At 71.0% G+C, this 13483-nt stretch carries 14 protein-coding genes; 4 read left to right on the top strand and 10 right to left on the bottom strand.

Annotation, left to right across the window (positions count from 1 at the left end; genetic code table 11):
* Genes ACZ5C2_RS35810 through ACZ5C2_RS35795 form a run of 4 tightly spaced genes read right to left on the bottom strand, consistent with a single transcriptional unit; the run spans position 1 to position 4161 of the window.
* On the bottom strand, positions 1-1038 hold the full coding sequence (locus ACZ5C2_RS35810) for a Gfo/Idh/MocA family protein (RefSeq protein ID WP_468800744.1): 1038 nt from the start codon (positions 1036-1038) through the stop codon (positions 1-3).
* Entirely contained in the window at positions 1035-1940 is a 906-nt protein-coding gene (locus ACZ5C2_RS35805) for a sugar phosphate isomerase/epimerase family protein (RefSeq protein WP_468800742.1), read from the bottom strand. Before ACZ5C2_RS35805 ends, ACZ5C2_RS35810 begins: the two co-directional genes overlap by 4 nt.
* Positions 1937-3181 carry a methionine adenosyltransferase gene (locus ACZ5C2_RS35800; protein ID WP_468800739.1) on the bottom strand — a complete coding sequence of 415 codons (1245 nt, stop codon included), beginning with the start codon at positions 3179-3181 and terminating at the stop codon, positions 1937-1939. The genes ACZ5C2_RS35805 and ACZ5C2_RS35800 overlap by 4 nt, the downstream gene beginning before the upstream one ends.
* A complete protein-coding gene (locus ACZ5C2_RS35795; protein ID WP_468800737.1) occupies positions 3172-4161 on the bottom strand; it encodes a glycosyltransferase family 2 protein in 990 nt (329 codons plus the stop codon). Before ACZ5C2_RS35795 ends, ACZ5C2_RS35800 begins: the two co-directional genes overlap by 10 nt.
* Before the next feature lie 218 nt (positions 4162-4379).
* Here ACZ5C2_RS35795 and ACZ5C2_RS35790 point away from each other — a divergent pair, with 218 nt between their 5' ends.
* On the top strand, positions 4380-5723 hold the full coding sequence (locus ACZ5C2_RS35790; RefSeq protein ID WP_468800735.1) for a transcriptional regulator: 1344 nt from the start codon (positions 4380-4382) through the stop codon (positions 5721-5723).
* A 189-nt stretch (positions 5724-5912) separates the two neighbouring features.
* Here the strand turns inward: ACZ5C2_RS35790 and ACZ5C2_RS35785 are convergent, their stop codons facing one another.
* Positions 5913-6644, bottom strand: coding sequence for a prepilin peptidase (locus ACZ5C2_RS35785; protein WP_468800733.1), 732 nt, complete (start codon positions 6642-6644; stop codon positions 5913-5915).
* Positions 6645-6707: 63 nt separating this feature from the next.
* Between ACZ5C2_RS35785 and ACZ5C2_RS35780 the strand changes: the two genes are divergently transcribed.
* Complete coding sequence (locus tag ACZ5C2_RS35780; RefSeq protein WP_468800730.1) at positions 6708-7631, top strand: PIN domain-containing protein; 924 nt, start codon at positions 6708-6710, stop codon at positions 7629-7631.
* 18 nt (positions 7632-7649) lie between these two features.
* On the opposite strand, the gene ACZ5C2_RS35775 is transcribed toward ACZ5C2_RS35780, so the two are convergent.
* Both ACZ5C2_RS35775 and ACZ5C2_RS35770 read right to left on the bottom strand, forming a co-directional pair.
* Positions 7650-8021, bottom strand: coding sequence for a type II toxin-antitoxin system death-on-curing family toxin (locus ACZ5C2_RS35775; RefSeq protein ID WP_230216172.1), 372 nt, complete (start codon positions 8019-8021; stop codon positions 7650-7652).
* A complete protein-coding gene (locus ACZ5C2_RS35770) occupies positions 8018-8317 on the bottom strand; it encodes a hypothetical protein (RefSeq protein WP_468800727.1) in 300 nt (99 codons plus the stop codon). The genes ACZ5C2_RS35775 and ACZ5C2_RS35770 overlap by 4 nt, the downstream gene beginning before the upstream one ends.
* Positions 8318-8481: 164 nt before the next feature.
* Here ACZ5C2_RS35770 and ACZ5C2_RS35765 point away from each other — a divergent pair, with 164 nt between their 5' ends.
* Positions 8482-10119 (top strand): hypothetical protein, encoded by a 1638-nt coding sequence (locus ACZ5C2_RS35765; RefSeq protein ID WP_468800724.1) that lies wholly within the window; start codon positions 8482-8484, stop codon positions 10117-10119.
* A 35-nt stretch (positions 10120-10154) separates the two neighbouring features.
* Here the strand turns inward: ACZ5C2_RS35765 and ACZ5C2_RS35760 are convergent, their stop codons facing one another.
* Positions 10155-10928, bottom strand: coding sequence for an HNH endonuclease signature motif containing protein (locus tag ACZ5C2_RS35760; protein WP_468800721.1), 774 nt, complete (start codon positions 10926-10928; stop codon positions 10155-10157).
* Positions 10929-11138: 210 nt separating this feature from the next.
* Between ACZ5C2_RS35760 and ACZ5C2_RS35755 the strand changes: the two genes are divergently transcribed.
* Positions 11139-11573 carry a hypothetical protein gene (locus ACZ5C2_RS35755; RefSeq protein ID WP_468800718.1) on the top strand — a complete coding sequence of 145 codons (435 nt, stop codon included), beginning with the start codon at positions 11139-11141 and terminating at the stop codon, positions 11571-11573.
* A 262-nt stretch (positions 11574-11835) separates the two neighbouring features.
* Here ACZ5C2_RS35755 and ACZ5C2_RS35750 read toward each other — a convergent pair whose 3' ends face one another.
* Both ACZ5C2_RS35750 and ACZ5C2_RS35745 read right to left on the bottom strand, forming a co-directional pair.
* Entirely contained in the window at positions 11836-13035 is a 1200-nt protein-coding gene (locus ACZ5C2_RS35750; RefSeq protein WP_468800715.1) for a zinc-ribbon domain-containing protein, read from the bottom strand.
* Positions 13036-13083: 48 nt separating this feature from the next.
* Positions 13084-13416 (bottom strand): DUF6919 domain-containing protein, encoded by a 333-nt coding sequence (locus ACZ5C2_RS35745; RefSeq protein ID WP_468800713.1) that lies wholly within the window; start codon positions 13414-13416, stop codon positions 13084-13086.
* Positions 13417-13483 lie beyond the last annotated feature (67 nt).

Genomic DNA, 13483 nt, shown 5'->3' with positions numbered 1-13483 from the left:
TCAGGCGTCCTTCCGTGTGCGGGCGTGGGGGCGGGCGAGGCCTGCCAGGGCGAGGGCGAGGTCCTCGACGCGTAGCGCGAGGTCGGCGCTGGTCGGCAGGTCGGCGGGGTGCTGCCCGCACAGGCGGGCGTCGACGGCCGCCCACATGGCGGCGAACGGGTCGCCGAAGCCGCTCTGTGTGCCGTCGGCGGTGGTGAGCTGGGTGGTGGCGGCCGGCTCGTAGGGGCGGGCGAAGTCGATGGTGGCGGCCGCCGCCTGGTCGGCGAGGTGGATCTGCTCGCGGAAGACCCCGGCCGGTGTTGCTCCGATGACCAGGGTGAACGGCTCCCCCGCGGGTCCGTGCAGGAGCGCGTGGACGGATTGCCCGGCCGGATCGAGGGTGCACGTGGTGGCGGTGATTCCGGGGACGGCCAGCACGAGTGCGGTCAGCAGGTGGTAGCCCTGCCACAGCAGAATCTGCAGGGCGGTCACCCGGTGCTCATCGAGGTGGTCGGGGACGGGCTGCGGCGGGTCGTCGGCGAACGTGTACGGCGTGAACCCGGGCGGGAGCAGGCGGCGGCGCGCGGCTTCGTCGACGCCGTCGGCCTTCACCAGCCATCCGCCGGCGGGTTCGGGCACGTGGGCGAGGGCCGCGTGCAGCGCCGGGTCGTGGGCGCGCATCGCGCCGACTTCCAGCAGCAGCCTGGCGTCCCGGGCCCGCTCGGCGAGCTTGCGGGTGCGGATGACGTCCAGGCAGACGGGTTTCTCGGTGACGACGTGGACGCCGGCGTCGAGGGCCTCCTCGATGAGGTCCTCGTGCACGCCGGTGAGGACGACCAGCACGTCGGCGTCGGCCAGGAGGTCGCCCACCCGGGTTGCGGTGCGGGGAATGGCGAAGTGCTGCTGTGCGGTGCGGGCCCGTTGAGGGTCGCGGTCGGCGACGGCGATCACGTCGAACGCGGCGGAGGCCTTGAGCAGCGGGAGGTGGAGTCCGAAGGCGGCGGCGCCGCATCCGGCGACCGCGAGCCGCCAGGGACGGACGGTGGTGGTGGGGGTCATCGGGATGCCTCCGCGAGGGTCCAGCAGCGGGTGGCCGCGTGGTGGGACAGGCGGGCGATCTCGCCTGCGGGCAGCGCCCGCAGCTCAGGGTTGAACAGCTCCACGCTCACCGGCCCGGCGTACCGGGCCTGGTCCAGGGCGTCGGCGAGGACCGGCCAGGCCAGTCCCCCGTCGCCGGGGAACAGGCGGTGGCTGTCGGTGAGTTCGCCGATCGCGTGGGGGGCCGGGGTGTCGGCGATCTGGACGTGCGTGATGCGGTCCGGGCCGAGCATGGTGATGTGGCCGGGGTCGGCGCCGGCGGCCGCCCAGTGGAAGGAGTCCACCAGCACACCGGCGTTCTCTGCGTCGGTCTCGTCCAGCAGTTCGGCGAGTTGAGGCAGGCTGTCGAGGACCGGGTGCGGGCCGTCCAGCTCGGGCGGCAGCCCGGTGTGGATGCTGACGGCCTCGACGGCGAGCCGCACACCGTGCGCGGCGGCCGCGGTGGCGAGCTCGGCGATCCGCTTGTGGGCGACGGCCCGCGCCTCGCGGGTGTCCAGCGGGGAGCGGGGGTTGAGGACGGTCGTGGCCACCGTGCAGCCAAGGGCGGCCATGGCTTCCAGTCGGCTGTGCAGGCCGTCCAGGCAGGTGCGGTAGGTGTCTGGGTCGACCAGCAGCGGGGCGGGCAGGACGGGCCCTGCGGGCAGGATGCCGCTCGCGGCCGCCACGCTCACGCCCATCTCCTTCAGCAGTTCCCGTAAGGGGGCGATGCCGTGGGCCTGGGCCTGCTGGATGGAGACCTCGACCGTGGGGAATCCGGCGCCCGCGGCCAGGGCCAGGAACTGCGGGAGCGGGATGCCGGAGAGGGTGGCCGGGTTGAAGCAGGGCACGAACTGCCCGGCGGCGTCGGTGCGGGGCGCGGTCATGCCGTGGCCAGCTTTCCGTCCAGCAGCTGCTCGCGCAGCGTGGGAAGGTCCGCCATCACTTCGGCGATCACCCGCCGGACGCCGGCCTTGCCGAGGGGGTGGGGGCCAGAGGTCTGCACGATCGCCTGCCAGGGGTCGGTCAGGTCCCGACCGGACTGGGAGACGAGCACGACCGCACAGTCCCGCCCGGTCTCCTCGTGCAGGCGGCGGGCTGCCTCGGCGGCTGCCAGGTTGTACAGCTTGCCGACGTGGTAGACGGGGTTCTTGCCGGAGACGCCCTCGGCGGACCAGGGCCTGAGCATGCTGATCAGACCGTTGGCGCGGTTGCCGCGTCCGACGACGCCTTCGTCGCCGGACTCGATCGACGAGCCCGTCGCCGTCAGATACAGCTCCGGGCGGGTGTCGTCGTCGCGGGTGTTGATGGAGACCGTCACGTGGTGCTCGGGTGCGATCGTCGACGCGAGGTGGGTGATCAGGTCGCGGGCCTGGGTTCGGCGGGCGATGTAGGTGTCCAGGTCCGCCGTCTCGCGGGCGATCTGCGGCACGCAGGCCGTCAGCTGCACGCTCGTACCGTGCCGGACGACCATGAGCTTGATGTCGGTGCCGTAGTAGGGGTGTTCGGCGCGGAAGGCTTCGCTCGTCAGCTGCTCCTCGACGCCGAGGGCGAGTTGCTCGGCGATGCCCAGCGGCCAGTAGGCGACGCCGGCTGAGGTGTCGTTGGAGAACATGCGGTGGCGTTCGGCGAGGTCGTCCAGGGTGCGCGGGGCGAACCATCGCTGGCGGGAGGCCTCGCGCTGGGCGGCGTCCGGAGCGTGGACGGCGCCGGGGCTGGAGGCCTGCGTCAGCCGCGGCCGTACGTCGACCCATCGGCCCACGTCGAGCAGCGGCAGCGCGCTCGCGAGATAGTCGCGCGCGGCGGTGGTGACGATGTCGGCGACCGGGATGGTGTGGTCGCCGAGGGCGGCGGTGATGCGCCCGTTGACCAGGACCTGGATGGGTGCGGTGAGCTCGCCGTGGCCGAAGCGGACGTCGGCGGCTCCGCCGAGCAGGGACGTCTTGTCGGTGTTGTGGTGCAGGATCGCGCCGAACTCCTCGAGGCAGTAGCGGCTGTAGGCGCGGGAGATCGCCTCGGCCACGCCGTCGGCGAGGGTGTCGGGGTGCCCGGCGCCCTTGCGCTCGACGACCTCGGCGCCCAACGGGGTGGAGGCGGTGGGCAGGCCGATGGTGGTGATCACGTCCATGCGGGGGACTCCTTCGTCGGTGCGTGCTGGGCGAGGGCGATGGGGCGGCGGCCGAGCAGACGCAACCGTCCGCGTTCGAGGTGGTAGGCGCCGATCCGGGCGAGGTCGCGGGCGCCTTCGACGGCGCGGGCACGGTCCAGGAAGGTCCACCCGGCGGCGAGGTTGATGACGGCGGCGTGCACCGCGTCGCGGCCGGCCTGGATCGCGGCGGGCTCCACGATCACGCTCAGGTGCATCCGGGCGACGCACACGCCGTGCCCGGCGCCCTGGCGCAGGAAGTACTTGAGGGTGGTCTCCGGGCGGTACACGGGATGGGAGGCGACGGCGGCCGGCTCGATGAGGGTCTGGTGGCCGGCCTGGCGGGCCCGGTCGATGAACTCCAGGTCCTCGCAATCGCCCATCCACCGGCCCCGGCGCCCGAGATCCGTACGGAACAGGCCGATGTCGAGAGCGGTCTGGCGGTCAAAGAGCAGGTTGCAGCCGGTGACCCAGTACGGCCACACCGCCAGCGCCCGGCCCTCAGGCCAGTCCACCGCGCCGTGGCACTCGCGCAGCGCCTTCGTCAACGCCGTGACCTGGCCTCCCGGGTAGGTGACGTGGGTGCGGCCGCCGACGGCGAACACCTGCTCTTCCTCGATCGCGGTGACGAGGGCCTGCAGCCAGCCGGGTTCGGGGGTGATGTCGGGGTCGGTGATGGCGACGTACTGGCCGCGGGCCGCGCAGATCCCGCGGTTGCGGCCGGCACTCAGGCCCGGGGTCGGCTCGTACAGCACCCGCACGGTGAACGGCCAGTCGCCGTCGCGGACCGCGTCCGCGATCGGCCGGACGGGCCCAGGCAGGTCGTTGTCCACGACGACCGCCTCCAACTGTGCGGCTGGCAACGTCTGCTGGGCCAGGGCGTCCAAGAGATTCCGTACGCTCTGGGTGTTGCCGCGGGCGCTGACGACCACGGACACTAGCGGCGTAGTCGGGTCGGGCATGGCACTCCCTCCTCGCTTGGGGATCGGGATGCCGTTCATGTCACCGCCCGCACCCCAGCGCCGGGAAGGCAAAGGCTGTTGCGGAGGTGTTGCGGACCGCGCGCCGAAAATCTGCACAGCGCGTGTTCGGATGGCTACTGTGGCGGATCATCAGGGAGAGCGTGTGCCGAGGGGGCCCCACGATGTCCGACCAGCTGTTACCTCACCCATTAGCCGCCTTGCGGGGGGACCTCGGGCTGACCGGCGAGCAGTACCTGGATCGCCTCGACGACGTGCACTTTGCCCTCGGCTACGGCCGGATGGCCAAGAGCAGGCAGAAGGTCTCCCGCTGGGAGAACGGCGTCAACTCGCCTGAGATGCCCGCCCGCTACGCAATGGCCTGCCTCCACGGCATCCCACGTGAGGCTGTCGTCGAACTCGGATGGCCGGATTTCCTCCTGCTTGCCTTCCCTGATGACCGTCCCGTTCTCGACAGCCCCTGGACCCTGGCGGGTACCGTGGCAGCAGTAGCCGCTGCCGCTCGGGGAGGCTCCATGCAGGATCGACGGGGATTTCTGATCGCCAGTGGAGCAACGCTGAGCGGCTTAGCGACGAGCTGGAGCCTCGCGCTCAGCGAACCAGCCGCCGCCTCGCCCGAGGTCCCCCACGCTGCCGCTGGCGCGAATACCCGCCTCACTCCGGAGTTGTTGGACACGCTGGGGCACCGCCTGGACGACCTGCGCCGCCTCGACGACGTTCTCGGGGGTGCCCGGCTTCGCAGGACGGCTGTCGCCGAGTACGACCTCCTTGAAGGCCTTGCCAAGCAGACTGGGCAGCACGGTCCGCTCGAACACCGGTTGCTGTCCCTGCTCGCCGAGGCCGCCCGCATGTGCGGCTGGCTGCAGTTCGACTCCGGGCGCCACGCACTGGCACAGCGCTACTACATCACCGCGCTGCGCGCGTCCGCGAGTGCCGGTGACCCCCAGGTCGGCGCCAATACCCTCGCGTTCATGGCGATCCAGGTCTACTCCGAAGGCAACCCTCAAGACGCCGTCGAACTGGTCCGCACCGCGCAGGACGCTGTGATGCGCCGGTCCACTCCGCGCGTGAAGTCGATGCTCCACGCCCGTGCCGCCCGTGCTCTGTCCAAGACCGGTGACCGCACCGCCTGCTGGCGGGAGCTGGACGCCGCGCGGGCCCAGTACGCCCGTGGCCCCCACGACGATGACCCGCCCTGGTCGTACTGGCTCACCCCGGGCGAGATCGAGATGCTCGCCGGCTCCTCCGCGCTCGACCTCGACGACCCGCGCCGCGCCCTGACTCACTTCGAGCAGGCGCGCCATGTCCAGTACGCGGCCGACGGCTACGCACGCGACCACGTCCTCTACCTCACCCGCACCGCACGCGCCCACCTCCAGCTGGGTGACCTGGAGGCCGCCTGCGCCGCCGCGACGGACGCCTTCACCCAGAACGCCACCCTCAACTCCTCGCGGCCCTCCGACGCGCTCGATGACCTCCGAGACGAGCTGGCCTCCCACCGGGACGTCCGGACGGTCAAAGACTTCCTGCTGCTCAGCGCTTAGGAAGTCGGCGAGCACCGCGCGGCTCAGCGGCGCGACGTACGAGGCACGGCAGTGCCGCCGACCGTCAAAGGACGGTGGCGGTACCAGACGATGACTAGGGTCCGGACTTTCCTCACCGTCGGGCGTATCGGGCGAGGCGTACGACGTCGCACTGGCTGGCCCGGAAGGTCCCCGCAGCCAACGCCCTGGTCACTGGGCGTACGAGCCCAGGAGTAGGCCGGCGAACGCCCCGGCGAGGAGGAACGGGCCGAACGGGATCCTGGTCGCCCGGCCGACCCGGCCCGCGACCATGAGGCCGATGCCATACAACGCGCCGAGCAGGTAGCCCGCGAAGGTCCCGATCAGGACGATGGCCCAGCCGTACCAGCCCAGGACAGCCCCCAGGGTGAGGGCGAGCTTCACATCGCCGAACCCGAAGCCCCTGCTGAGGAGGAAGAGCACGAAGTAACAGGCTCCCAGAAGAAGGGAGCCGAGCAGCGCGGATGTCCAGCTGCCGCCGGCGCCGGGCACCACCGCGGCACCGCCGAGCAACACGAGCGCGGCCGCGGCGAGCGGCAGGGTGAGCACGTCGGGCAGCCGGTGCGCCGCGAAGTCGACGACAGCCAGCAGCACGCCGACCGGGGCGAGCACCAGCCAGACCACCAGCTCGGGGCGCGCTCCCGTCGCGGCCGCCAGCACAACACAGACCACCGCCAAGACGACGGCGATGGCAGGCGTGCTCGGACCGAACGCGTCCCCGTCGGCGCAGCGGGCCCGCCCCAGCCATCCGCCCCGGGCACCGGCGAGGGGGTGCCCGGCAGGACACGCTGACCGCCACGGCTCATCGTGCGGCACGGACAGCCGGTACGCGGCGCGCGGTATGAGCAGACCTGTGCCGGCACCCCACAGGACCGCCGCCGCGGTGATCCAGAACGTCTCCACCGAACGGAGCCTATGCTCAGCCCGTCCGTGTTACGGACGGCCCGTACCGTGAGGAGCGCGTGCATGCTGTTGAGGCCCGGAACGACCTGCGCTGAGGCGATCGCGCTGGTGGAGCGCCTGACCGACCAGGGGCTCAACGACGTCCAGAACTCCGTACCGCATGTGGTCGGCAACGCGGTGCCCGGCATGTCCCAGGAACACTGGGACGCCGTCGCGCGGGTGCGGCGAATGTACGACGAGTGGACGCTGCAGGCCGGGAACGAGTTGCTGGACGCGTTCGCCGACCGGTCGGTGGCGGCGCGGCTGCGGGGCGAGCGGTACAACGCGATCATGCACGGTCAGTTCACCGCCGACCGCTTCACGGTTCTGATGAACACCGAGCTGCAGGAACTGCGCAGCTATTTCATGGAGTTGGCCAACGAACTGCGCCGGGCACAGGAGCGCTTCACCCGCCACCGGGTGCGGACGGTGGTGCTGGACACCAACGATCTGTTGCATTACATGCGCTTCGACAAGATCCCGTGGCAGCGGATCTTCGGTCGAGGCACGTCCGTGATGATCCCGCACGTCGTGATCGACGAGATCGACAAGAAGTCGTACGACACCCACGACACCGGCGTCCGGAAACGGGCGCGCGCCGTCTTCGCGCTCCTGGAGCAGACCCTGGCCCAGATCGAAGCCGACGGCCACGCGGTGGTGAATGAGGACACCGTCGTCGATGTCCTGCTGGACGAGCCCGGGCATGTGCGGCTGCCGAACAACGACGATGAGATCGTCGCGCGCGCCTGCTATCTCCAGCAGGCCATAGCCCCGGCACAGGTCACGGTGGTCACCGGGGACAACGGGATGCGGGCTCGTGCTCTGTCCTGGGGACTGAAGGCCCGCGTCCTGGACGAGAAGTACAAGATCGATCGGCTGAGTGCGGCAGAGAAGGCGGCCAACGAGCAGGCCATCACGTTCGACGTGCCCGACGACGAGAACGGGTAGCCCCGGGCCCGGCCGGCCTCAGCCGGTGGACCAGGCGCGCAGCTGCGCTGCGATCTCCTGCACGCGGGCGCCCTTGTGCTTGGCGCGCATGACGAGCGCGAGGGCTTCCTCCGGCTCGTAGTCCAACGTGACGCCGTTGGTGTTGAGGTACGTCTCGGCGACCAGCCAGGCGAAGAACTCGTTCTTCGCCTCAAGCGGCTCGTGCAACGCGATCGTCTCCAGCATGGCCGCGGCCTTGAGCCAGTCGCTGGCGTACACGTCGCGGCCCATGTAGTGGGCCTGGACCCGGGCGCAGACGGCGTCCAGCACACCCAGGTCGAGACAGGCCGGGTCGCCCGGGAGGGTCTGTGCGATCTGCAGAAGCTCTTGTGGGCTGAGGAACCGCGTCACGCGGCGTGGCCGTGCTGCTGGATCTCGCGCAGGTCGCGGCTGCCCATGGGAGCGGGGTCAGGCCAGGTGGCGCTGGTGTCGGCGGCCTGGGTGTCCTGCGTGGCAAAGACGTCGGCGAGCTGCGGAACGCGGTCGCGGGTCTTACCGAGGGCCTTGAGGAACGGGTCGTCGGCGGCCTTGAGCGCCGCGTCGCGGACGAAGTCCTCGGGGGACTTGCCGGCGAGGTGGGCGGCCGCCTCGACGCGCGCGTACTCCTCCGGCGCGAAGGGCGGAACCTGGCGTGCGTTCTGATCCATACGAGCGACGGTACCAGCGGGCCCGGCACCGGCCGAAGGCGTTCAGAAAAGAAGGAAGGGGCAGCGGCCGTCGGAACGGCGGATGCCCCTTTAAGTCTGCGAGGAGCGTACCACGTGATCGTGGTCCTACGCGTGGTCTGTGAGCTGCTCGGTAGGGTTCTGTGATGGTCTCTGCTCCTGCGCCCTATCCCTACGCCCGGCACGTGCTGGCTCGCATGTCGGACTTCTTCACCGACGAGGGAACACCGTGGGCGCGTCGTCTGTGGGACATAGGTTCGGTGCTGGCCCTCGAGGAACTGTGGGAGGCCGGTTACTGGCAGGCCTACGGGGTGCTGTCCCCGGCCGCGTGTGACTGGCAGCGCAACCAGCTCAACGCTCTGATCGGCCCTGACCGAGGCCTCGGAGACAGGGACCTGCGCAAGGAGCTCACCGGCCTGCTGAAGAACTCGGTGCCGGATCCCAGCCCCGCGCGCCGCCGCCTCAAGGAGATCATCGGGCACGTCCGGGTCGGCTATCTGGAGCGGTGGGCGGCGGCGGTCAACGTTCCCGTCGACGAGCGGGTCAAGCCGGAGCGGTTCTCCCGAACGGTGGCCTCCCACCTCCTTGACCTGGGCTACAGCGCCAGCCACCTCAAGGCCTGGGCGAAAGGTCTCCACGACGCGCGCGCCACCACGGCGGATATAGCGGACAGTGCCGCTGAGCTCGCGCGGACCCCGGCCCGCCCGTACGAGGTACTGGTGGCTCTGGAGAAGGTGCCCCGGCGGGAGCTCGCCGAACCGCTGGAGCACTGGTACGGCAACAGCAAGGTCATCTCCTGGCTGCGCGAACACGGCCACAGCACCGCTGGCATCCGGCCCGGCGGCGGGTTCGTCTACCGGTTCACGGCGCTGGACCCGTTCAGCGCCGCCGAGCAGGCGCGGCAGATGGTGGAGCGGATGACCGCTCGCTCTCAGTTCCTGCGCCGGGACCGCGGAGGCGTGGCGCCTCTCCCCTACATCTGGGTGGCCGGCCACAGTCGGCCCATTCCGCTCGATCCCCCGGCGCGGGGTGCTGATGTCCTGACGCTCGTCAACGAGGGGCACCTTTACCAGGTCGCTGGCGCCCGGGGCCGGATCGACGACGCCCTGGAGCTCGCGGCCGCGGTCAACCGCGGACCGATGGCCCCGGCCGTGGCCGGCGCCTGGGCCGCCGTCGAAGCACTGTTGACCCACCCGGACGACCCCAAGGGGGAGCACGAGCGGTCCGGGAAGGCGGTGGCAGCCGATCGGATGGCGGCCATCATCGCCTGTTCGTGGCCCCGCGCCGAGCTCACCGCCCTTGCGCACCGTCACAAGCCCAGCACGAAGGACGACCTCGCTCGGGGAATCGCGGCCTGCACCACGAATCAGGAGCGCGCCCGCCTGGTCGCTGAGGCGCTGAACGCGGGCGGCGCCTCAGCTCTGGACTTCACCGGGGCGTCCACGAAGTACAGCGACCGGCCCGCTGCCCAGCGCATGGCCGACCTGGTGAAGGATCCCCGGCCGGTGCTGGGGGACGTCTCAGGCGCCTTCCGGATCGCGCTGCGCCGGCTGTACCGCACGCGGAACATCATCCTGCACGGCGGCGCCACCCAGGGTGTGGCGCTGGAGGCCTCGTTGCGCACCGCCGCGCCGCTGGTGGGCGCGGGCCTGGACCGCATCGTGCACGCCGCGTACGCCGAAGACCTCGACCCGCTCGACCTCGCGGCCCGGGCCGAAGTCGCCCTTCAACTCGTCAACGGCGAGACCGGGCTTTCCGTTGTCGACCTCTTGGAACCCATCTGACAGTCAGGGGCTTCACTGCGGGAGTAGGCGGTTACTCATGCGCGTGGTCCGCCGTCCGGCTCCTGCTGGATAACGGCAGAGTCCAGCGCCTGCGCCACGTCCCTCAGGCGTTCCCGCAGTGCGCTACGGTCCGCACCGCGAGTCTTGTTGGCATGGCAGTTGGGACACAACGCGATCATGGCGCCCGGGTGGTCGCGGCCGCCCTGGGCGTGGTCGTCGATGTGATCGATCTCCAGCAGGGGCTGTCCCGCTGCAGTGCGGTAAGGCAGGACAGCGAGCAGGCAGTCGGGGTTCTCGCACCGGCCCTGGCTGCGCAGGAGGACCGCCTCGCGGGCCGCGCCGCTGCGGACCCGGCGCTCTCCGGAGGTGAAGACCCGGTCCTGGTCCCGGCCGGCCGCCTCCACTGTCTCGGCTCGCCGCTGCAGTTCGCGGTATCGTGCGCGCCAGGGCACCGTCTTGGCGGGCATCTTCCGGAGTGCGAAGGGCTCTTCGCGCAGGAGGAGTTCACCGGGTGTCGTGGGGTCCTCGGCCGCGCCGGGTACCTGATTGATCCTCAGCAAGTCCCCTGTGCGGTGCTGCCCGTTCACGAGCCAGAGCACGGGCGGACTCGAGGCCCTGCGAATCATGTCCGCGATGAGTCGGCCCGCTTCGATCGTCTTGCCCACGCCGATCCGACTGTCCAGCATCATCCTGTAGCCCATGCCGAACCGGCCGAGGCCATCATGTAGTTCCGGCGGTTCCTGGTCACGGGATACCGTGCGCCGTGCCTGCACGCCCTGCAGCCAGGCGGGCAGGCCGCCTTCCTCCACACTGTCACTCCCCCGCACGAGCTCTCCCCTTGGGTGCCGTCCCTGTGCCGTGACGGCATCCTGGCACGCACCACCGACACCCGACCTGTCGCTGAATAGTCCGTGGCCGCCGCCCCCTGGCTCGGAAGGACGAATCTCGGGGAGCCCCTCTTTGAGTGAGCGGCCACCGTACGAGGGGCCGATGCGTGGACGCGGTTCTACGATGCCCGGATGGCTTCCTACGCGAAGGACCCTCGCTGCATCGCTATAGCCGAGGCCGTGGTCCCCTTGCTGCGCCGCGCCTGTCCCGAGGGTGCCGGCGGCTACGGCGGCTCGTACCAGGTGAATCTGGATGATGAGGAGGCCGTCGGCCTGGGCGGGGTTGAACTGATCAGGGCCGCGATGCGCAAGGCCGCCCGTCAGCTCGGCTGGAAGGTCACCACGATCGGGTTGATCGGCACCCGCTTCGGCACGATGGTCGCCGTTCAGGACACCCGGCAGGTCCCTGAGGAGTACCGACCGGTGGTCGATGCGGCAATGGAAAAGCGCATGAGTGCCGCTGTGGCCAGGGTGTCGGGCGAACCCGGCGAGGCGCCTGTCCAGCGCGGCTCGGTCGCCCTGATGACGCAGGAGTTCCGCGCGGCTGTCGCCGCAGCGACCCTCTGACCCGAGACGGCCCGCAGACCCTGCCCGCCGCAAGGGGTGCATGTACCGCATGGCGAGCAGGCGGGCGCGGTGGCCGGTCGTGGTGGACGGGGCCAGACAGATCGTGGAGGGGTACGCGCCGCTCAAAATCGCCCTGCGGCAGGTCAGGTACCAGCTCGCTCCGAGGGCGTCCTGCCGCGCACGCCGCCGATGTAGCGCCGCCTGTCGTCGCATGCCCCGGCCTTGATCAGCGGGCAGGCCGTAGGCGCCAAGCCTGCTTAGTTCAGGTCGTCCCGCCGCCGCTTCCTGCCTCGCACACGCCCCGGACGGCGTCGCGAATGTCGAGGACCGTCACCCCGTCGATCTTCTCGATCCCGCCGGATCCGAAGCGGACCCACAGTGGGTGGGCGCCGGCGTCGCGGGCGAAGGCGAGCTTCTGCGCGGAGGCCGCGTTCGGGGCGGAGTCGATCTCCACGACGATGTCCGGGATGCCGGGCGTCCAGATCACCACGTCGAGCCGTCCATACCGGCTCTTGCCGGCTGGCACCACGGGCACCCTCAGCTCTCGGTAGGTGCGCGTGTATGGGGCGATCGGCGCGAACACCTCGTCGTCGGTCATGGACAGCACGGCCCGGGTGAGGCTGCGGGTGATCTCGGCGGTCGTGGGGGGCGGGTGGCCGTTGCCCCGGTTCTCGGCCACTGCCTGCGCGGCGCCTTGGGCCCAGTCGGCGAGGACCTCTCCCAGCAGGAACGCGATGTTCTCCAGGTCGTCGGCGGGCACGGGGCGCGGGAGGCGTCCGGTGAGCTGGTGGAGCCAGCCCTCGGCCCAGTGCGCCTGGTCGACCAGCCGCAGCACGCCCTCGGCCGCCGCTGCGCGGCCAGCGGTCTCCTTCGTCGGCAGCAGTGTCGCGGCGGCGGCCGTCACCCTTGCGAACACCCGGTCACGTTCACCATCCTTTCCCATGATCTCCTCGGCGGCGATGGCGCCTTGGAGGTGCTTGGCTGCCCACCACCGCCACTCGGTCAGCAGCGGCGCCGGGACGCCGGCGGCGCCGGGTACGGCGTCCAGCAGCTCGGCCGCGCGGCCGGCGGCTGCCTTCGCCGCCGCGGACAGCTCCGCCTTCAGGCGCTTCTCGTTGGCTTGCCACCACTCCTGCTGGCACTTCCAGCAACGCCCCCGCTTCTTCGCCGCAGCCTCGGGCGTAACCATCGACGTGTGGCCGCACTCGGGGTAGGTGTAGGAGACGCGGTAGCCGACGCACTCGCGGCAGGCCGCGACGTCGCCGTTCTTCCACTTCGGCATCGCGGTGCGGTTGGAGATGTTCTCCTGCCACTCGTGTCCGGCCGCGCACCGCCACCACACCGCAACCTGCATCTTCGGCGTCGCCTTCTCCGGGGTCAGCCCACCGTTGCGCTCCTGCAACCACATGGCGGCGACCTGCGGATACGCATCAGCCAGCGACACACCTAACGAACGCGCCACGCCCGTTCCCTCCCTGTCCGCGCCCACGGCCCTCCCCGGCCCGGCACCTCACCCGGTCAACGACCCAGCCGCCCGGCGGCCACGGCCAAAGACCAGCCTCACCGCTGCTCGTCGCCCTCGTCCAGACCCGCCGAGAGCCCACGAGTCGAGGAACCGGCTGAGGAGCGGCCACAGCACAGTGTTGCGCCCCCATACCGGGTCGATGAGCGTCACCTGCCAGGCCGCGGCGGCCTCGCGTACGGCCTGGCGGTCGCACCCGGGGAGGATCCGGCGCACCGCGCGCGGCGGCAGCCAGTCCCCCATCCCGGTGTTGACGCGGGTGCCCCACAGGGTGACGTCGACCGCGCCCCGTTCCCCGTTATGTTTTTCGCGGTCCTGCAAGAGGGCCGCTGGCCTCCGGGTCCGGCATGACTGTGTCCCCCTGTCGAACGGATGACCTGGGGGGTGG

It is taken from the genome of Streptomyces sp. NPDC031365, from assembly GCF_055569765.1.
The sequence above is the reverse complement of the archived record's forward strand: the minus strand, read 5'-3'. Positions and strand labels throughout refer to the sequence as shown.